The 17,509-nt window shown below is 38.3% G+C and carries 21 protein-coding genes; 4 read left to right on the plus strand and 17 right to left on the minus strand.

Annotation, left to right across the window (positions count from 1 at the left end; translation table 11 throughout):
• Positions 1 to 17 precede the first annotated feature (17 nt).
• Both ACFX4N_RS10490 and ACFX4N_RS10495 read right to left on the minus strand, forming a co-directional pair.
• Positions 18 to 182 carry a hypothetical protein gene (locus ACFX4N_RS10490; protein WP_170959621.1) on the minus strand — a complete coding sequence of 55 codons (165 nt, stop codon included), beginning with the start codon at positions 180 to 182 and terminating at the stop codon, positions 18 to 20.
• A gap of 119 nt (positions 183 to 301) precedes the next feature.
• Positions 302 to 1,789: a hypothetical protein gene (locus ACFX4N_RS10495; protein WP_013057880.1), complete on the minus strand. Its 1,488-nt coding sequence runs from the start codon at positions 1,787 to 1,789 to the stop codon at positions 302 to 304.
• 535 nt (positions 1,790 to 2,324) lie between these two features.
• Here ACFX4N_RS10495 and ACFX4N_RS10500 point away from each other — a divergent pair.
• The 3 genes from ACFX4N_RS10500 (at position 2,325) to ACFX4N_RS10510 (ending at position 4,566) form a co-directional block, all read left to right on the plus strand.
• Positions 2,325 to 2,939: an NAD(P)-dependent oxidoreductase gene (locus ACFX4N_RS10500; protein WP_013057881.1), complete on the plus strand. Its 615-nt coding sequence runs from the start codon at positions 2,325 to 2,327 to the stop codon at positions 2,937 to 2,939.
• A gap of 22 nt (positions 2,940 to 2,961) precedes the next feature.
• The gene (locus ACFX4N_RS10505) at positions 2,962 to 3,210 is read left to right on the plus strand and encodes a hypothetical protein (protein ID WP_029322842.1); all 249 of its coding nucleotides are present in this window, start codon (positions 2,962 to 2,964) and stop codon (positions 3,208 to 3,210) included.
• A 276-nt stretch (positions 3,211 to 3,486) separates the two neighbouring features.
• Entirely contained in the window at positions 3,487 to 4,566 is a 1,080-nt protein-coding gene (locus ACFX4N_RS10510) for a PrsW family intramembrane metalloprotease (RefSeq protein WP_013057883.1), read from the plus strand.
• Positions 4,567 to 5,034: 468 nt separating this feature from the next.
• On the opposite strand, the gene ACFX4N_RS10515 is transcribed toward ACFX4N_RS10510, so the two are convergent.
• The 7 genes from ACFX4N_RS10515 to ACFX4N_RS10545 form a co-directional block, all read right to left on the minus strand.
• Positions 5,035 to 5,175, minus strand: a complete 141-nt coding sequence (locus tag ACFX4N_RS10515; protein ID WP_013057884.1) for a hypothetical protein — start codon at positions 5,173 to 5,175, stop codon at positions 5,035 to 5,037.
• Positions 5,176 to 5,430: 255 nt separating this feature from the next.
• On the minus strand, positions 5,431 to 6,285 hold the full coding sequence (locus ACFX4N_RS10520; protein ID WP_013057886.1) for a manganese catalase family protein: 855 nt from the start codon (positions 6,283 to 6,285) through the stop codon (positions 5,431 to 5,433).
• Positions 6,286 to 6,620: 335 nt separating this feature from the next.
• Positions 6,621 to 7,577 (minus strand): siderophore ABC transporter substrate-binding protein, encoded by a 957-nt coding sequence (locus ACFX4N_RS10525; protein WP_029322847.1) that lies wholly within the window; start codon positions 7,575 to 7,577, stop codon positions 6,621 to 6,623.
• A 23-nt stretch (positions 7,578 to 7,600) separates the two neighbouring features.
• Positions 7,601 to 8,359, minus strand: coding sequence for an iron ABC transporter ATP-binding protein (locus ACFX4N_RS10530; protein ID WP_013057889.1), 759 nt, complete (start codon positions 8,357 to 8,359; stop codon positions 7,601 to 7,603).
• Entirely contained in the window at positions 8,353 to 9,300 is a 948-nt protein-coding gene (locus ACFX4N_RS10535) for an iron chelate uptake ABC transporter family permease subunit (protein ID WP_192100286.1), read from the minus strand. The genes ACFX4N_RS10530 and ACFX4N_RS10535 overlap by 7 nt, the downstream gene beginning before the upstream one ends.
• Positions 9,293 to 10,243 carry an ABC transporter permease gene (locus ACFX4N_RS10540; RefSeq protein WP_057244399.1) on the minus strand — a complete coding sequence of 317 codons (951 nt, stop codon included), beginning with the start codon at positions 10,241 to 10,243 and terminating at the stop codon, positions 9,293 to 9,295. The genes ACFX4N_RS10535 and ACFX4N_RS10540 overlap by 8 nt, the downstream gene beginning before the upstream one ends.
• A gap of 318 nt (positions 10,244 to 10,561) precedes the next feature.
• Positions 10,562 to 11,368 (minus strand): cell wall hydrolase, encoded by an 807-nt coding sequence (locus ACFX4N_RS10545; RefSeq protein ID WP_063672061.1) that lies wholly within the window; start codon positions 11,366 to 11,368, stop codon positions 10,562 to 10,564.
• A 362-nt stretch (positions 11,369 to 11,730) separates the two neighbouring features.
• Here ACFX4N_RS10545 and ACFX4N_RS10550 point away from each other — a divergent pair, with 362 nt between their 5' ends.
• On the plus strand, positions 11,731 to 11,985 hold the full coding sequence (locus ACFX4N_RS10550) for a hypothetical protein (RefSeq protein WP_013057893.1): 255 nt from the start codon (positions 11,731 to 11,733) through the stop codon (positions 11,983 to 11,985).
• 81 nt (positions 11,986 to 12,066) lie between these two features.
• Here the strand turns inward: ACFX4N_RS10550 and ACFX4N_RS10555 are convergent, their stop codons facing one another.
• From ACFX4N_RS10555 to ACFX4N_RS10590, 8 genes are all read right to left on the minus strand, one after another.
• The gene (locus tag ACFX4N_RS10555) at positions 12,067 to 12,231 is read right to left on the minus strand and encodes a hypothetical protein (RefSeq protein ID WP_013057894.1); all 165 of its coding nucleotides are present in this window, start codon (positions 12,229 to 12,231) and stop codon (positions 12,067 to 12,069) included.
• Positions 12,232 to 12,548: 317 nt separating this feature from the next.
• A complete protein-coding gene (locus ACFX4N_RS10560) occupies positions 12,549 to 12,893 on the minus strand; it encodes a hypothetical protein (RefSeq protein ID WP_013057895.1) in 345 nt (114 codons plus the stop codon).
• Between the two features lie 42 nt (positions 12,894 to 12,935).
• On the minus strand, positions 12,936 to 13,967 hold the full coding sequence (locus tag ACFX4N_RS10565; protein WP_098803625.1) for a zinc-binding dehydrogenase: 1,032 nt from the start codon (positions 13,965 to 13,967) through the stop codon (positions 12,936 to 12,938).
• Positions 13,968 to 13,972: 5 nt separating this feature from the next.
• Positions 13,973 to 15,019 carry a galactitol-1-phosphate 5-dehydrogenase gene (locus ACFX4N_RS10570; protein WP_013057897.1) on the minus strand — a complete coding sequence of 349 codons (1,047 nt, stop codon included), beginning with the start codon at positions 15,017 to 15,019 and terminating at the stop codon, positions 13,973 to 13,975.
• 26 nt (positions 15,020 to 15,045) lie between these two features.
• Positions 15,046 to 16,317, minus strand: a complete 1,272-nt coding sequence (locus tag ACFX4N_RS10575; protein WP_013057898.1) for a PTS galactitol transporter subunit IIC — start codon at positions 16,315 to 16,317, stop codon at positions 15,046 to 15,048.
• 55 nt (positions 16,318 to 16,372) lie between these two features.
• On the minus strand, positions 16,373 to 16,657 hold the full coding sequence (locus ACFX4N_RS10580; protein WP_013057899.1) for a PTS sugar transporter subunit IIB: 285 nt from the start codon (positions 16,655 to 16,657) through the stop codon (positions 16,373 to 16,375).
• Between the two features lie 42 nt (positions 16,658 to 16,699).
• Complete coding sequence (locus tag ACFX4N_RS10585; RefSeq protein ID WP_098314658.1) at positions 16,700 to 16,996, minus strand: PTS sugar transporter subunit IIB; 297 nt, start codon at positions 16,994 to 16,996, stop codon at positions 16,700 to 16,702.
• A gap of 1 nt (position 16,997) precedes the next feature.
• The gene (locus ACFX4N_RS10590) at positions 16,998 to 17,483 is read right to left on the minus strand and encodes a PTS sugar transporter subunit IIA (protein ID WP_013057901.1); all 486 of its coding nucleotides are present in this window, start codon (positions 17,481 to 17,483) and stop codon (positions 16,998 to 17,000) included.
• Between the last annotated feature and the right edge of the window lie 26 nt (positions 17,484 to 17,509).

Genomic DNA, 17,509 nt, shown 5'->3' on the forward strand with positions numbered 1-17,509 from the left:
ATTGAGACATAACTAAATTACGCCACTCTAAAGACAGACAAATGAGGTGAATGAGTTCGTATGGATCGATCTTGACATGGCTGTTGATTTCCTTGCAGGGCTTTGCTTTCCGCGTGCGGCCGGTGAGCCTCCTCGTTGCTTCCGCTTTTCCGGCAGGAATCTTCGCCTTGCTCTCCTATCAACAGCTAGAAGCAATTACATACATAAAACCTATGTTCATGACCACCATGAAAAAATCCGAACGAGTTTGATTCTTGATGGAGAACCAAACTCGTTCGGATAAAATATGTTTGTCCCAGTTTCACTGTGCCATTTCTTCAACGGTTCCTTCTTTTAAGCCATAGTAGTTCCGTTCAAATCGCTTTATTTCTTGATCATAGCGGCGTACTTTTGCATCGGCTAGCTGGCGGCTTTGTTTTGTTTCTTCAAGCAGCTCGACCTGCTGATTAATTTGAAAAATAGTCGTCGTCAGCTCGTCTTGATAATCATAAATTTCATTTTGAATATCCACGCATACGGGCAAGCGATTTGCTAAAATAAAGTCCGTCATTTGCATAAGCACTTTTTTACGCTCTACCTCTTTCACTTTGCTTTTGACGGCCCGTTCTGCAGAACGGAACGTCAGCCTTACTTTAGAGAAGAAGTCACCTTTAATCGAAAGCTTGCGCTGCAGTTCTTCTACATCTTGTTTTAATGATTCATGCTCTTCAATCATTTTTTGAAGCACAAGCCCTCCGTTTAACGATGTGAGCTCCATTTCATCAAGCTGATGGCGGATGGCTGTTTTGAGCGTTTCAATTTGCTTCACCGTCTTTTTCTCCGTAGCGCGGAGCTGCTTAACATACTGCTCTGTTTTATAAATAAAGCTGTCTAACCGTTCACGGTCAAACAGTGACTGCTCTTTCTTTTTCATGTAATCTTGATACCCTGTGTGTACAGATGACCACTTGATCAGCAGAGACTGATAATTCAACAGCTCATCCTGATGCTCAAGCTTGTACGTCCACATCAGCTGAACAACTACTAATAACAGCGGTAAAAAAGTTCCAGCTTCTTTGCGTTTTGCAATAATTTCATGACTTTCAAAGCTCGCCATTAAAAACAGCGGCGCATTCATACTAAATAGCAGTGCTGGCGGGTAATTAACGGGAATAAAGATACTCATTACGGTTGCCATAAGGCCTGAAACAGCAGGGTATGCGTGCGGAGGAAGCTGTTTGTATAGCTCGATTGTCCCTTTTTTTTGCAGCAGTTTCACAAGCGCTTCCTGCTGATATTCTCCTAATGCATCAATCATTCTTTCCTGATACATGGGGGGCAGCTGTTCAATCCAATTCATCAGCTGCTGCTGAAACACAGCTTGCTGACGATTTGTAGCAATCATGTATTGCGAATCAATTAGATGAAAGAACAGTCGGATTTGATGGCGCATTACGTCTTCTAGCGTATGACAGCGTGCAATTGAAAACAGCTCATTGTATTTAGATACAAGCAAATTTCCAATGTTATCACTTAACTCGTACAGCTCGCCATTTGTTGTAGCATGGGAAACAGGAAGTTCAAAAAACTTCGCCATTTCAAGCAAAATATGCAGATGCATGTCTACTTCAGGCTGTTTTTCAAGCAATTTCATTTCTTCTACCAATGACGCTTGAAAATCCGTATGCTCCGTTTGCTGATACTGTGCTGACATTTCCGTATAAATGCGGTGGTCACATAACACATAAGCAGCTCTTAGGATATCGCCTTTAGACGTAAGCAACCCATACAATAACTGTTGTCCGTTCATCTTCACACCGTCCTTCATTAAATTTTCTTACTATAGCTTTCTATCATTTTATACTTTTTCTATAAATTCGATGCAATAGTTCAAATTTCCTGTTATCTTTCTTCTTGCTTCCTTAATACAAAGAGTGCCGTCCAACATGACATCAGTGCCGGCGGAATGGTCCAAGTCATATATCGCCACTCACCCGTCACAAGTGCCATAATGAGAAAGATGAGCGGAAAACCTATTAGTACTATGATAACACGTGCTCGGCTTACCGATTTTTTCATAGTGCATCGCCCCTTCTGTTCGTCCCTTATTCCTATAATACCCTTTCGCTTCTATAGCATTAAACACCTTTATAAACCGTTCGTACATTTCTTTGTTTTCTAGACAGTCTATGACATAAGTTTTAAAAAAGAACAGAGGATACCTCTTACTTTGATGAATCTCGTAAGCAGCTTTTATGTTTTGACAAGCTAAATCGAGAAAAATGTGTTATGGTAAAAGAAAATTTCGTTTTTACTACCTACATTGAAACGAAAGGGTTGATCGTATGAACATTTTTTTGATTGGCGCAAGCGGCAGGACCGGACAGGAATTAATAAAGCAAGCGATTAAAAACGGACATTATGTAAAAGCATTTGTGAGAAATCCATCTAAGCTTAAGATAACGCATGCGAACGTACACATCATACAAGGCGACGTGCTTGATTATTATGAAGTGTGTCAGGCCATGCGAGGGTGTGATGCAGTAATTTCTTGTCTTGGGACCGAAAATCTAGGGCATTCTACCCTTTTAGTAGAAACGACAAATCTGCTGATTCAATGTATGAACGAAAACGGAATTCAGCGTATCGCCTACACGGCTTCTGCCGGAATCGACGGAGAAATTCCAGGCATGACGGGCTGGCTTGCTCAGCGTATTTTAAAAAATGTGCTTCGCGATCATTACGAAGCCGTGAAGCTCTTGAAGGTAAGCGGGCTCGACTGGACTGTTGCTCGGCCAATGGGGTTAACGAGCGGTCCATTAACTACGTATTATCGTATAGGAGAAGCTAGCGTACCAGAAAACGGACGCAACATCAGCCGTTCTGACGTCGCTCATTTTCTCCTTCAAGCCGTAGAAAACAACAGGCACATAAAAAAATCACTAAGTCTTTCGTATTAAGTGTTCTAAAGGAGTGTTGATAGTGAACCTATCAAAAATTTTTCTAAAAATAAGTCTTGTACTTTTAATGGCATGCGTCTTTATTGAAGGTAATTTTCAGGTGGCGCTTGGCATCTTTGCTGCTGTTTGCATGCTTGTCATAATTTTTGCCAAGCCTCTTTCAAAATCGCTGCTTCCTGCTAATAAAAAAACAGGAAAAAAAGACCGCGAAATATTAATGATGGTCATTGGTGTCATCGTTTTTATTTCAGGAAGCTTTTTTATTGCGTAGAAGCATTGTAAAGAAAACAGGCTTAAATCCACATTTTCAATCATATAAAAGGTTGTGCTGTAAGTCGAATGTTCGGCTTATGACGCAGCCTTTTTTTGGTTTCATGAGGTCTCTTTTAGCAATAGCTTCTGTCTTTTATATACATACCATTCCATTATTTAAGCAAATTACCTATCAACCCCTCTTATGCTTTTTTCATCAGTTCACATAATATATGTAGAAGATGTCATAAGACAAGCGTCAAACGATTTGTATCTAGAAAAAGGAGGAAGATAAATGAAATGCCCCCATTGCGCTTATTCTAATCCGGAAGGGGTAAAATTCTGCTTAAATTGCGGCCATGAAATCGTGGACCGTGATGAAAACTACAGCATATTCTACTTGTTTGCCCATCGTGTTGATAAAATACCAAGAAATGAACGTTCGGTTGAACCTAAATTTCGAAATATATTCTCTCGAGTCTTCCGACAGCACAGTGAAATGGAAGCTGAACGGCTTTTTATTGTAGGAACAGGACTTACGACTCCTAAAATAGAAGAAGTTGTAAATACATGGCCAAAGCCTTGGCTTTTTGCAAGGGTCTTTCTTATTGCGCTTATCGCATACTTAGGGCTATATCTAGGCGTAAGCTTGTTCGAAAACATCAACTTCATACCCGGTCTTATTGTAGTCGGTGCTTTTGCAGTGCCATTTACTACGCTCATTTTCTTTTGGGAAATGAACGCTCCGCAGAATATTGCTATTTACAAAATTGTTTATGTCGTTTTTATTGGCGGAATCCTCTCACTTTTATTAGCACTTGTGTTTTATGATATTCTTGGAAATAACACAAACGTGATCGTGATTGGAATATGCGAGGAACTGGCTAAAGTTATCGCGGTTATTTATTTTGTGCGCAATCTTAAATATAGATATATCCTTAACGGACTCCTCTTGGGAGCTGCAATAGGAGCTGGTTTTGCTGCTTTTGAAACCGCTGGCTATGCTTTACGGGCACTTCTTTCCGGCAGCTTTCACATGCTTTATTCTACAATACTTTGGCGCAGTATTTTTGCTCCTGGAGGACATGTAGCTTGGGCTGCCTTGACTGGAGCTGCCGTCTGCATCGTCCAAGGAGATAAGAAATTTCAGTGGAGCATGTTGATAAAACCAAAATTTCTCGGTGTATTTTTGCTTGTCGTTTTTATGCACGCTCTTTGGGACTCACCTATACTAGGTATTTTGCCCGCTGGACATACAATTTTAACGGTTATATTATGGATTTTAGTATTTAGTATGATTCGTATTGGGCTAAAAGAAATCGCAGATAAAAAGTTGGAGTTGACCTACTGCAAAGAAAAACCTACCCCCTCATAGGAAATGTTCAGCTTGCGTTAAGCTGCTCGTTTTAACTTTTTATTACCTTTATGTTTCATTTTGAAAATTGTTGTTACAAATTGTAAAAAAAAGCATTCAAACTACCTGTACATGGTATGATAACTTCAATAACATGAAAGGGTGACTTGGTGGATGAACCTAACTGAAATTAAGCACATGATAGCAAATTTAGTAAATTATAGAGATAGCGACATTACTCATACTCTTGCCAATAGGTTTACACTAAGTTATTCAAAACAATTAAACAGTTTTCAAATCTGCGACATTGAAAACGATATCATTTATCGTTATGAGGAACCAGAAACAACTGCGTTAGCTCTGTTTAACATGGTCCATAATCTTCCTGAGACTATTTATAGACATACTAATTCGTTTGAACAAGTTTAAAGCAGCAAAAAAAGCTCATTTATTAACTAACATGAGCTTTTTTGCCGGTGTTTATCTATTTTAGTTATTTATAACCTTCTTCAAAAGAAGAATATCCTTTTTAATTGCCCGTCTAATTTCTTCAACTTTACAGCGTTTGTATTCTTGTACTAAGCGATAGAGCTCTCGTTTAAATAAAAATTCATCTTTTTGGTTACTCATAGCAGCATACCCCTTATTAGCTTTCTATCACAAGCGATTAAAGAAAGTATTCCCTTTTCTTCTTGTAAAAAACAAATAAATTCACAAACAGATGTAAAAAAGCCCTTTATCATGCGCTTACAGGAATGGCGAGATGTGCTTTGCGCTAGACAAATGAAAGAATTTCGCTAAAGCAAATAAAATAACATTGACTACTAGCTCCCAGTCAATGTTTTTTATTTTAGCTTTGTTTAATTAAAGTCGATTCACATACTTTTATGCGTTCATATCTCCTAAACCTGGAGCATGCTCATTTGGCATTTCAGATAAATGAGGGACTGGAAAAGCTTCCGGTGGAGGTGTTACGCTCAAGTCTCCGCCATTTCTGCTTGGCGTCTGCCCTTGGAATATTTCTCCCATTCGGTGCGGATCTAACCTAAAATCAAATTGCGTGTTATGATACCCCATCTCGACAAATTTTCTGCATTCAGGGTATTTGTTAATATCATAATTTGGTACAGGGAATAGTTTTCCCCAGTCCACGCCTAATGTTTCAAGAGCTTTTGCAAACGCATTTTGATGAGCATTATCTCGAACAATTAAGAAACCTAGCGTTTCTCTTAACGTTTGGTTAGAACTCATTTCGTATATTCTTGTTTTTTGTAAAACACCGGTTGATTCTAATACAACGTTATTCAGTAAATCAGCCACTAGATTTCCGTGATTATAAACCCACGAGCCGTTCCATGGATTTCCGCCCGCATCTACTGGCAGTGAGCTTTGAGCGCCCATGATATAGTGATGAGGATTAGCATGTTTTACGGCTTCATCAAGAGGAGCCTGATCTGAACCTTGACTTCCTACCCCGGCTCCGCCAGATTCATCTAACAATGCATTAATAGTATTTTGAACGAGTTCTACGTGAGCAATTTCTTCTAAAAAAACACCTTTCATTAAATCGCGATACTGCGTTTCTTTTCCTCTGAAGTTAGAGCTTTGAAAGAAATATTGCATCATCGTCCGCATTTCACCAAACTGCCCGCCTAAGGCTTCTTGCAGTACCTTCGCGGCCGCAGGATCGGGCTTATCCGGTTTAATGCCATTGATTAATCCTTCTTTGTAATAATACATATCAAACACTCCTTTTATTGACATTGCTTGTTTTTGAACTAACTTATGTAGATTTTTGTCCGCTATAGGATTTTTCACTTACAGTACCTGTTGCTTTTCTTCCTAACATATTCCGTGGTGCCATCTTTCTAACATGTGCACATAACTACTGTTTCCATATGCGGTCTTTTTATTCTCGGTAGTTAAAAGACAACTGAATTGAAACACGCGTATAAAACCCTTTGTTATAAGCAAAAAAACTGCTCGTAGCAGTCTTTTTACATTCCTTATACGGAACAATGAATACTTTGAATGTACAAAAAAAAGAGCTGGTTAAAACCAGCTCTTTTTCTCTATTACTTCTCTATACCTGCTTTAATTTCCTTAATCATGCCTGTCATTGATTCAAGGCCTCCTCCAGATAAATACCAAAGGCCTGGATCAAGGTACACAACGTGATTGTTTTTCACTGCGTTGACTTCTTTTACATATTCATTTTCAACAATTTGTTTAGCAGATGATTTTTCACCAATTGCTGCGCCGCGGTCAACGACGAATAAGTAGTCTGGATTTTGTTTGACTAAATATTCATATGCAATGCTTTGACCGTGCTTAGCCGATGGATCTAAACTGTCGTCCGCTGCTTTAATACCGAATACGTCGTGGATTAATCCGTATTTAGAACCCGGACCAAACGCTGTCATTTTGCTATCATTTGCCATCATTACAAGCGCTTTTTTATCTAGTTTGTCCGCTTGTTTTTTCAAATCTGCAATTTGCTTATCGATCGCTGCTAGCTCTTTTTTCGCTTGATCTTCTTTATCAAAAATTTGTCCTAGTACTTTTGTATTTTCTTTAAATGACTTCATATAGTGCTGGTTGTCCGTATCGATATAAATCGTCGGCGCAATTTTTGAGAATTCATCAAATGAATCTGCTTGGCGGCCTTGAATAATAATTAAGTCTGGATTTAGCTCTGCAATTTTTTCAAAATCAGGTTCTTTTAATCCACCTACATTTGCGTACTTATCATCTTGATATTTTGATAAATACTCAGGAATCGCTTGTTTTGGTAAGCCCGCTACTTCAACCCCTAGTTTATCTAGCGTATCAAGTGCACCCATGCTGAATACTACAACTTTTTTAGGGTTTTTCTCAATTTTAATTCCGTCTTTATTGAACTGATCGGTTACTGTTACTGTCTCTTTTTGCTTACTTTCTCCACCTGTTGTTTCTTTTGCTCCTTGATTACCGCAAGCAGCTACAACAATCGCAGTTAAGACTGCTACAAACATTAATAACACTTTTTTCACTTTCGTCACCTCATGAATAAATTTTATGAAAAATACACGCAAATACGCTGTCCGCCAACCGTTTCGATTGGAATATCCATATCGTATATATCCTTTAATACAGACGTTTGAATGATGGTTTCTGTTGGGCCTTCACGGATCACTTCACCGTTTTTAAGCGCCACGATGTAATCCGAATAGACAGACGCAAAATTAATATCGTGAATGACAATCACAATGGTTTTGCCTAAGTCTTCTACGAGACGTTTCAACAGCTTCATAATTTCAACAGAATGCTTCATATCTAAGTTATTGAGCGGTTCATCTAAGAAGATATACTCCGTGTCCTGTGCGATGACCATAGCGATAAAAGCTCGCTGACACTGTCCCCCGCTCAGTTCATCCAAGTATTTATCTTGAATACTTTCAAGCTTCATGTAACTCAGCGCCTGATCAACCGCTTGTTCATCGCTTTTTGTTAACCGGCCTTTTGAATAAGGGAACCGGCCAAAATTTACGAGTTCACGTACGCTAAGCCTGATATTCAGCTGATTGGACTGTTTTAAAATACTCATTTTTTTGGCTAAATCTGAGCTGTCAATATTCTCTATATTTTTTCCTTCTATTGATATTGATCCTGAGTCGGCTTTAATGAGACGGCTCATAATTGAAAGCAGCGTACTTTTCCCCGCTCCGTTTGGGCCGATAAATGACGTGATTTTCCCTTTTGGAATCACGACGGATGTTTTTTCTAAAACGGTTTTTTCTCCGTATGTTTTACTGACATTTGTTACTTCTACCATGATTTATTCTCCTTTAGCAGCAAATAAATAAAGTAAATTCCGCCGACAAAGTCAATGATGACGCTCAGCGTGGTGCTGAAGGTGAACACTTTTTCAACGATAAACTCTCCTCCGACGAGGGCTATAACACTAAGCAGCAGTGATCCCATCATTAAATAGGTGTGCTTGTACGTTTTGAACAGCTCTCTCGCAAGGTTCACAACAAGCAGTCCAAGAAAGGTGATCGGTCCAACTAACGCTGTAGCCACTGAGACAAAAATGGCAATCACAATCAGCATTTTTTTGACGAGCCCGTCATAATCAATCCCTAAATTTACCGCATGTTCTCTTCCTAGCGACAGTACATCAAAAATGGATGTAAAGCGCCACACGTAAATGCCAAGCAGGATAAATATGACGGCTGCTATGTATAGCAAATCAGTATTAACATTGTTAAAGCTTGCAAATGATTTATCTTGTACAACTTGAAATTCATTGGGATCAATCAGCATTTCCATAAATGAAGACATGCTTTTAAATAACGTGCCGAACACAATTCCAACCAGTAAAATAAAGAAAATATTCTTACCGGCTTTTTTGAACATCAGTATATAAAGCAAGACCGAAAAGATAATCATCAGCGAAACGCAAAGAAGAAAATTAAGATTTTTGTTCATGATGATAATATTCGTTGAGCCAAAGATGTACACAATAAACGTTTGCAGAAATAAATACAGTGAATCTAGTCCTAGAATACTAGGAGTTAGAATTCGATTATTGGTAATCGTTTGAAAGATAACGGATGAAAACGCAATGGCTCCTCCAGTTAAAACAATCGCAGCGACTTTTTCAATTCTTCGCGGCAGCGTGTACTGCCAGTAGCCTAAATCGTAGCTGATAAACAGCGCCACTGATAAAATGGCCAGCGCGGCGAGAATGATAATTTTATGTTTGTTATGCATAACGACCTCTCCTTATCAGCATAAAAAGAAAGATCGCACTTCCTATTACACCTACCATTAACCCAATAGAGATTTCATAAGGGAAAATAATGACTCTGCCTAAAATATCGCACGCAAGTACGAACACAGCTCCAAGCAGCGCTGTATGAGGCAGGCTTTTGCGCAAATGATCTCCACGGTAAATCGATACGATATTTGGGATGATTAATCCTAAGAAAGGCAGCATGCCAACGGTCAAAATCGTAATCGAAGTAATAAGCGAAACAATGACTAATCCAATGTTTACGATTTGTTTGTATTTCACGCCTAAATTGATTGAAAAGCTTTCTCCCATACCAGCAACCGTGAACTTATCTGCGTAAAGATAAGCAATTATTAAGAGCGGTATACTAAGGTATAAAAGTTCATATCTCCCTTTGACTACTAGCGAAAAGTCGCCTTGCAGCCATGAAGAAAGGTTTTGAATCAAATCGTATTTATAGGCAATGAAGGTAGCTAAGGAACTTACGATACTACCGAGCATTAAACCGACTAGTGGAATATAAATCGTATCGTTAAATTTAATTCTGTCTAGTATTTTCATAAACAATAGATTGCCCGCCAGTGAGAAAATGAAAGCAATGCTCATTTTTAATAGAGGACTTGCTGAAGCAAATACTAGTAGAGAAATCAACACACCAAGCCTTGCCCAGTCCATCGTTCCTGCCGTTGTTGGAGATACAAACTTATTTCGCGTAATTTGCTGCATAATTAATCCGCAAATACTAAGGCTCATTCCCGCCATAATAATACTCAAAAGCCTAGGAAAACGACTAAAAAACAGCGTTTGGCTTTCTTCTTTTGTTAAATGAAACAGATCCATCGCTGACAGATCTTGTACTCCTACAAAAAGAGACAAAATCGATAGTACAGCAAACACAAGAATTAACTGATAAAACTTCAACTTTCCTTACTCCTTTCTTCCCTCTATAAGTCTAGTTATCTCCTCCTTCATCATATGTAAATGATTATCATTATCAATTGACTTTCTTTATCATATCATTATTCTCTAAATAATCAATGGTTTTCTCAAAATTTAAGCAAAAAAATACCTTAACAGATGGATCTGTTAAGGTATTTTAAGGTTCAATTAGACTTAAAAATCCAAACTATTAATATTAATAGTTTGGATTTTACTTTAACCAAGATACTTCTGTAGCAGACTCTTTGCATCAACATTACATATATATGAAATATATGTTTATATTTGAGAGAAATCTACTTATTTTGCAAATACATGGTTTCCAATAACTGCCGTTACTTGCTGCGTTGCAACCCATTGGCTTTCAGCGATTTTCGGATTATAGAAAAACAGCGCATCGTTTTCATGCGGGTTTGATAATGCTTCGCTTACCGCTCGTTTTGATTCTTCTGATGCAGGCTGATTAATTGCTCCGTTTGCTACTGGTGAAAATTGATATACGCCGTTTCCTAGCTGCTGATAAATAACGTCGTGAATGTTATTTGGGAATTCCGGTGAAGCTACACGGTTTAATACCACAATTGCTACCGCTACTTTTCCTTGGTACGGCTCACCTTTTGCTTCTGCCTCTACTAATCTAGCTAGTAAATCTTGATCTTGTGCAGAAACCGATGTAGACGGAGCAGTTGGTGCCGGCGCCGGTGCTTCTCCTTGAAGTTTTAATGTTTGTCCGATGGTAATGATATCACTTTGTAAACCGTTAACAGCTTTTAACTGATCCACAGTCATGCCGTTTTGTGTTGCAATATGATATAACGTTTCGCCTTGTGCTACTGTATGTACAGATGTTGCCGGACTAGCGGCAGGTTGTGCTTGTCCCTGGTCAGGAATCGTTAATGTTTCTCCAACGTAAATCATGTCGTTTTGGCGGTTATTAGCACCTTTCAGCTCATCTACCGTAACCCCATTTTGTTGGCCAAGCCCCCACAAGGTATCTCCTTTTACGACTTTGTGCGAAGCTGCTGCTGATGCTGTTCCTTGACTTGCTAGAAATGCTACAGACGCTGCAGAAGCAACTGCCCATTTTTTTACACGTTTTTTACTCACAAAAACTACCTCCTAAAATTTGAACCTGTTATTACCTTAGCACATAGATTCGCCTTTTCATTAAAAAAAACAGTAACATTTGTTCTAATTGGATTAAGTTTCTTACAGTGCCATTCATTATGTTACAACTTTTACATGACCCTTAAAGAATATGTAGAAATATGACGATTTCATTGCGAAACGAGCTTTTTATCTGTTTACTTACATTCCTCTTTCTGTAAAAAACTTGATTTAATTATGATTAATCGCAGAGATAAAAAGGAAAACAGCAGTTAAATAGAGAAATAGTGTAACTATTGAGGAATGGTTCAGCGCTTCTTTGTCAATTTACGTTTGTTTATTAATAAAGGAGGTCTATTTGGATGTGTGCAAATAAAATGTATGTGACGTATAACACGGAGAAACCGGCTATTACAATTCAAGGAGCTTTTTATCATACGGGAGGAACGCAGGAAGAGTTTTTGCGGGAATTCAAGTACTGGCTTGAATCTCACGGCTGGTCATTTATGGGCGTAACAAATGAAACAACGATGACAACGGCGAACAAAGAGTTAAAAGAAACGATGGAACAGCATAAAATAGAAGGCAAAAAAGTTCAAAGACTAGAAGATTTATAACGATTGCTTCTATGATCCTTCACACATGTCCAAACGCCAATACGTAAAAAAGCCTTTAGATGAGCTAAAGGCTTTTTTACATTAACGAGAAAGTGCGACCACCTTCTGATTTTCTACTCTCTCTTCAACAGGCTTTCTCATTTCTTTTTCCGTCCATACGCCAATGCGTTTTTGTCTTTTCCCAAGAGGCTGTTTTTCACATGCATAGCAAATTTCTGAAATATCATCAAAATGAGCTAACGACATCTTTATCCCTCCTTTTCTAAATATACACAGGCAAGTTAGTATGCTTCTTCCCTTATTTTCCAAAGCTAAACTGCTTCATCTTATATTTAAACAATTTATAAACAAACGGAATAAATAATTTCTACTTCATTATCATTTAGATTGTTTTATTTAGATATAGACGGGTAAACAAAAACTATCCCACCTCACACCCTGAAGTTTGAAACTGTCACGTAAAAAAGCTGCTTTCTATACATCTAATGTATAGAAAGCAGCTTTTTTATGTAGCTAGAAAAAACGCATTGATGCACCAGCTATAACAACAGGCAACCCGCCCTTTATTTTCTAGCAGTTCGTTTTTTGTAACGGTGAATAGTATGCATGGATTCATTAAAATCTTTCATTAGACGATAAGGCTTGCTCACTAACCTTATCGGAATTCCAGTTAAAAATCTATTTATATCTTTTTTATATTCTTTTGATACTCGGTTAGGTTTAGTAAAGACACGCTTGTAGACCTCTTTATAGAACTCTTTCAAAACATCAACTTTAAATACCATTGTACGCCTACATTCTTGACACTCTACGCGTACAATTTTGCCGTTAATATAATAAACGTGGTGAGGAAGCTCTTCTTTGCAACTGTTACAATATAAACCTGCTTCCATTTGGGTATCTTTCACACTTCCTCCCTCCCTGATTTACATTATTTATATAGTTCGTTTCTACGACTGAACAAGCACTTTTATTTCATTACCTGATAGAACGGCTTCGAATCCTTGACGCCAATAATCAAGAGGTACAATTTTAGTGATCATTTTCTCTGTATTAATTTTCTTTTCTTCAAGAAGTTTCAAAGCAATATGCCAAGAACTTGGTTTCTGAGAACGCGTTCCAATATATGTAATTTCCCTTTGAATGATAGATTCTTGATCTAAAAGGTTTAATTTTTCGGAGAAAATCCCTACTTGTACAAACGTTCCTTTTTTCTTAACCAGAGGCAACCCTTGGTTTAACGCCTGGACAGCACCTGAACACTCAAATAACTTGTCAACACCGTATCCCTTTGTATAGGTTAGCACAATTTCTTCTAAGCTTTCATTTTGGATATCTACAGTTACGTCGATTCCTAAAGACTTAGCTAACTCTAAACGCTTCTGATCTTTTGTTATACCTGCTAATATAACAAACGCTCCTTGTGCTTTTACAACTTGCGCTTGCAGTAAACCAATGGGACCTGGACCAAAAATTAATACTTTATCTTCTTTTTTAACAACTGTTTTTTCTAAAGCTGCATGAACGCAGCAAGCTAGAGGCTCAGTTAAAGCAGCTGCTTTTAGGTCGACTGCATCTGGTAGCACATGGACACTTTCCTCACGTGAAATAACATATTCAGCAAAGCTGCCGTTTATTTGTGTGCCTATTCCTTTTCGATGAGCGCACAGATTATAGTCTTTTTCTAAGCAATAATCACACTCTCCGCACGTCACAAATGTTGTTTCACTCGTTACTTTATCGCCAACTTTTACTTTTGTTACAGCTTCCCCTACTTCAACGACTATACCGGAAAACTCATGCCCAAGCACAACCGGCGTCTGGGAATTTTTGTATTGACCTGTAAACGTGTGAATATCCGTACCGCATATTCCGGTATACGCTACTTTAATCTTCACTTGGTTTTTCTGAACTTCTAATTCAGGGATTGTTTTTAACAGCATCTTATCGTAGCCTGGCTCTACCTTTATGACTGCCTTCATTTTTTTCACTCCTTATTTGGAATTATTAACACTTTTCCATAAGCTTCTTCTCGATTAATAATCATATTAAATGCTTTTTGCGTGTCTTCTAACTTGAATCGATGAGAAATTAATTCTTTTAATCTAATCTTTCTATTTAAAATAAAGTCAACGCTTGTTTTCCACTCTTTCCCGGGAAACGGTGCAGAATAAGAGTTCCAAAAACCTTGCAATGTAAGCTCTTTTCTAAAAATACTCTCAAATGCTGCTTCAGATAAACACACATCTGAATAAGCAATACCTAAATATCCAACCTTCCCTTTTTTACGAGTAACGAGCAGGCACTGCTCTTGAGTGACAGGGGAACCTGCACATTCGAGTGCAAGATCCACCCCTCTTCCTTTTGTATAATCATTAATTTTTTCAAGGACATTTTCATAACGGGCATGAATCACTTTTTCACAACCCATGGCCCTCGCTTCTGCAAGCTTTTCACTAGAAATGTCGATGGCGATGATTTCTTTTACACCCGCAATTTTCAACCATTGAATCGTCAGCATGCCAATGACTCCTGCTCCAAAGACCGCTGCAGTGTCTCCTATTTGCGGATGAATATTAAGTACTCCATGAAGCGCTACTGCTAAAGGTTCTATCATAGCTGCTTCTTCAAAGTCCATCTCTCCTACTTGGATAACATTTGAAGCTGGAATATTGACATACTGAGCAAATCCGCCAAATGATTGCGCGCCAATCATTCCGTAGTTTTCGCATAGTGAATACTGCCCTTTTTGGCAATATTCACATGCGCTGCACGGTTTAAACGGAATAGCAGCTACTCTGTCTCCAACGTTCAAATCTACTACTTTTCCCCCTTTTTCAACGATATACCCAGCAAATTCATGTCCCATAATGGCAGGCAGCGGATACTTCCATCTGCTTGTCATTTTGTGTGTATCCGATCCGCATATTCCTGCTGCCATTACTTTTATTTTGACTTCATTCGCTCGGCAGGAATCAATCCCAATATCTTGATAAATAATTTTATTTTTTTCATGTAGCACAGCCGCTTTCATTGCCTTACCTCCTGTTTATGCCTATTTTAAAAAATAGAAGCCCACAGCTGAGAGAATTTAAGAATAAGCCAGTTAAATAAGTTTCCTCCCATGTCTAAACTTGAAATTTGTGTTGCACCTTCCGGCATAGAAAACTGAGCTCCTGATAACATTTGCGTATGCACATCTGCAAAATTCGTTGCCATATAAAGTGATAGCGCTACCATAACAGTGCCCGAAATAAGAGAGTGTATAATATTCCCTCTTAATGAGCCCACAACAAAAGCTACATAGAAAGGAATGGTAGCCAAATCCCCAAACGGCAACACTTTATTCCCAGGCAGAATGACAGCTAAAAGTAATGTAATGGGGACAAGTAACAGTGCTGTAGCCATAACGGATGGATGTCCTACTGCAAGAGCGGCATCTAATCCAATATATATTTCACGATCACCATATCGTTTTTGAAGAAAAGAACGAGCTGCTTCAGAAATTGGAATAAGTCCTTCCATTAAGATTTTAACCATTCTAGGCATCAAAAGCATAACCGCTCCCATTGAAATACCTACTTGAAAAACTTTACCAAGGTCATATCCTGCTAATATACCGATTACACACCCTAAGATTAAACCCATCATCATTGGTTCACCGAAAATACCAAACCGTTTTTGAATAGATTCGGGATCTGCGTTCAACCTTTTAATCCCTGGAATCCTTGATACACCCATACCTACCAAAATACCAATTGGTCCAAACGCAGCTGTAGAGCCCGTAGGAAGAGAAATTCCTTCTAACCCGTAAAATTTTTGAACCATTGGCGCTGTCTTATCTGCTACAAATAAAACAGCAATTTCATACAGAACGGTACACAGTATTGCAAACCACCAGCTTCCTGTGACAACGTATCCTGTTGCACCAGCAGCGATAAAGTGCCAATAGTTCCAAATATCAATATCAAGCGTTTTAGTCAGTTTTAACAAAAGTAAAATAATATTTACAAACAAGCAAACAGGAATTAGTATAGCTGCAACGGGAGATGCCCATGATATTGCAGCGGCAGAAGGCCATCCTGTATCGATAACAGTTAGATTTAATCCAAATCGTTCAACCATTGCTTGTGCTGCTGGTCCTAAGTTTTTTACAAGTAAATCAATAACTAAGTTGATGCCGACAAAACCAATTCCTATTGTAATTCCGGATTTAAACGCTTTTTTTGCTCCTGTTTTAAATAACAGGCCTAAGATAAAAATGGCAATTGGTAAAATAACTGTAGGTCCTAGATTTAATACTGCTTGCACACCTGATAGAAGTTTATCCATATCCATCCCTCATTTTTCTTTTGTCATTTCCTAAAATGGAGGCAACGCGTGGTACCTATGCTTGTAAATGCGTCAGAATTTTTTGATCTAGTGCTTCCATGCCAATCCCTGTGATATAGGAGGTTGCGCTTAATGCTGGAATGCTGTACGTTGTGGGTAAAATCGTTGTCGATACAATTAAATCCGCTCCTTCTTGGCGAGAAGCTACTTCGGCAATTTTACACTGCACAACTTCTGCGTTAATGCCGTTGTCTTTTAATAAATTTTCTACTCGTTCACACACCACTGTTGATGTTGCAATTCCCGCTCCGCACGCTACTAATACCGTATATTTTTTCATTTTGTTCAGCTCCTAATTTATTATTTTGAATTTTCCGACTTATTAATTAGCAAAGGTTTTATTTAAGGCATCTATTATTTTTTGGTCTAGTGCTTCCATGCCAATCCCTGTGATATAGGAGGTTGCGCTTAATGCTGGAATGCTGTACGTTGTGGGTAAAATCGTTGTCGATACAATTAAATCCGCTCCTTCTTGGCGAGAAGCTACTTCGGCAATTTTACACTGCACAACTTCCGCGTTAATGCTGTTGTCTTTTAATAAATTTTCTACTCGTTCACACACCACTGTTGATGTTGCAATTCCCGCTCCGCACGCTACTAATACCGTATACTTTTTCATTTTACTTCTCCCCTTTTGTACTAATTTTTTCAACTCCGTTAAAAATAGCTTGAACATCCCTTTGATTTTCAGCCTGTAATAATTGCTCTATTTTTTGCTGATCTTGAATTGCTTGCATCAGCTCCTGAAGTACTGTTAACTGGGTGTGAGGCTGGTTTAACCCTAATAGAAGCACAATGCGCACATCCACTTTTTTTGTATTATCATCCATTAAATAAAACGATACAGGTTTTTGTAAGGTAACCACACTAATAAATTGTTCAAAAACGTGCTCTGGATCTGTATGAGGAATTGCTACACTGTAATCGCCTATTTGGAGGCCTGTCGGAAAAGATGCTTCTCTTTCTTTAATTTTTGTCAGAAAGTTTTCACTGACATACCCTTTGCCAAATGCCTCTTTGTACACCATTTCAAAAATATCGGCTTGATCTTTACATACACTATTTAACTTCAATAACTCTTCTTTTAAAAAAGGCTGTAATGTCACGATTGTATCCTCCTTGCTATACATTC

Source organism: Priestia sp. YIM B13551 (assembly GCF_042787905.1).
In the GTDB taxonomy this organism is placed as follows: Bacteria; Bacillota; Bacilli; order Bacillales; family Bacillaceae_H; genus Priestia.

What these genes read in the sequence shown, in the direction of transcription:
- ACFX4N_RS10495 (WP_013057880.1), bottom strand. Translation starts at nt 1,789, where the DNA reads ATGAACGGACAACAGTTATTGTATGGGTTGCTTACGTCTAAAGGCGAT.
- ACFX4N_RS10500 (WP_013057881.1), top strand. Translation starts at nt 2,325, where the DNA reads ATGAACATTTTTTTGATTGGCGCAAGCGGCAGGACCGGACAGGAATTA.
- ACFX4N_RS10510 (WP_013057883.1), top strand. Translation starts at nt 3,487, where the DNA reads ATGAAATGCCCCCATTGCGCTTATTCTAATCCGGAAGGGGTAAAATTC.
- ACFX4N_RS10515 (WP_013057884.1), bottom strand. Translation starts at nt 5,175, where the DNA reads ATGAGTAACCAAAAAGATGAATTTTTATTTAAACGAGAGCTCTATCGC.
- ACFX4N_RS10520 (WP_013057886.1), bottom strand. Translation starts at nt 6,285, where the DNA reads ATGTATTATTACAAAGAAGGATTAATCAATGGCATTAAACCGGATAAG.
- ACFX4N_RS10530 (WP_013057889.1), bottom strand. Translation starts at nt 8,359, where the DNA reads ATGGTAGAAGTAACAAATGTCAGTAAAACATACGGAGAAAAAACCGTT.
- ACFX4N_RS10535 (WP_192100286.1), bottom strand. Translation starts at nt 9,300, where the DNA reads ATGCATAACAAACATAAAATTATCATTCTCGCCGCGCTGGCCATTTTA.
- ACFX4N_RS10550 (WP_013057893.1), top strand. Translation starts at nt 11,731, where the DNA reads ATGTGTGCAAATAAAATGTATGTGACGTATAACACGGAGAAACCGGCT.
- ACFX4N_RS10555 (WP_013057894.1), bottom strand. Translation starts at nt 12,231, where the DNA reads ATGTCGTTAGCTCATTTTGATGATATTTCAGAAATTTGCTATGCATGT.
- ACFX4N_RS10565 (WP_098803625.1), bottom strand. Translation starts at nt 13,967, where the DNA reads ATGAAGGCAGTCATAAAGGTAGAGCCAGGCTACGATAAGATGCTGTTA.
- ACFX4N_RS10570 (WP_013057897.1), bottom strand. Translation starts at nt 15,019, where the DNA reads ATGAAAGCGGCTGTGCTACATGAAAAAAATAAAATTATTTATCAAGAT.
- ACFX4N_RS10575 (WP_013057898.1), bottom strand. Translation starts at nt 16,317, where the DNA reads ATGGATAAACTTCTATCAGGTGTGCAAGCAGTATTAAATCTAGGACCT.
- ACFX4N_RS10580 (WP_013057899.1), bottom strand. Translation starts at nt 16,657, where the DNA reads ATGAAAAAATATACGGTATTAGTAGCGTGCGGAGCGGGAATTGCAACA.
- ACFX4N_RS10585 (WP_098314658.1), bottom strand. Translation starts at nt 16,996, where the DNA reads ATGAAAAAGTATACGGTATTAGTAGCGTGCGGAGCGGGAATTGCAACA.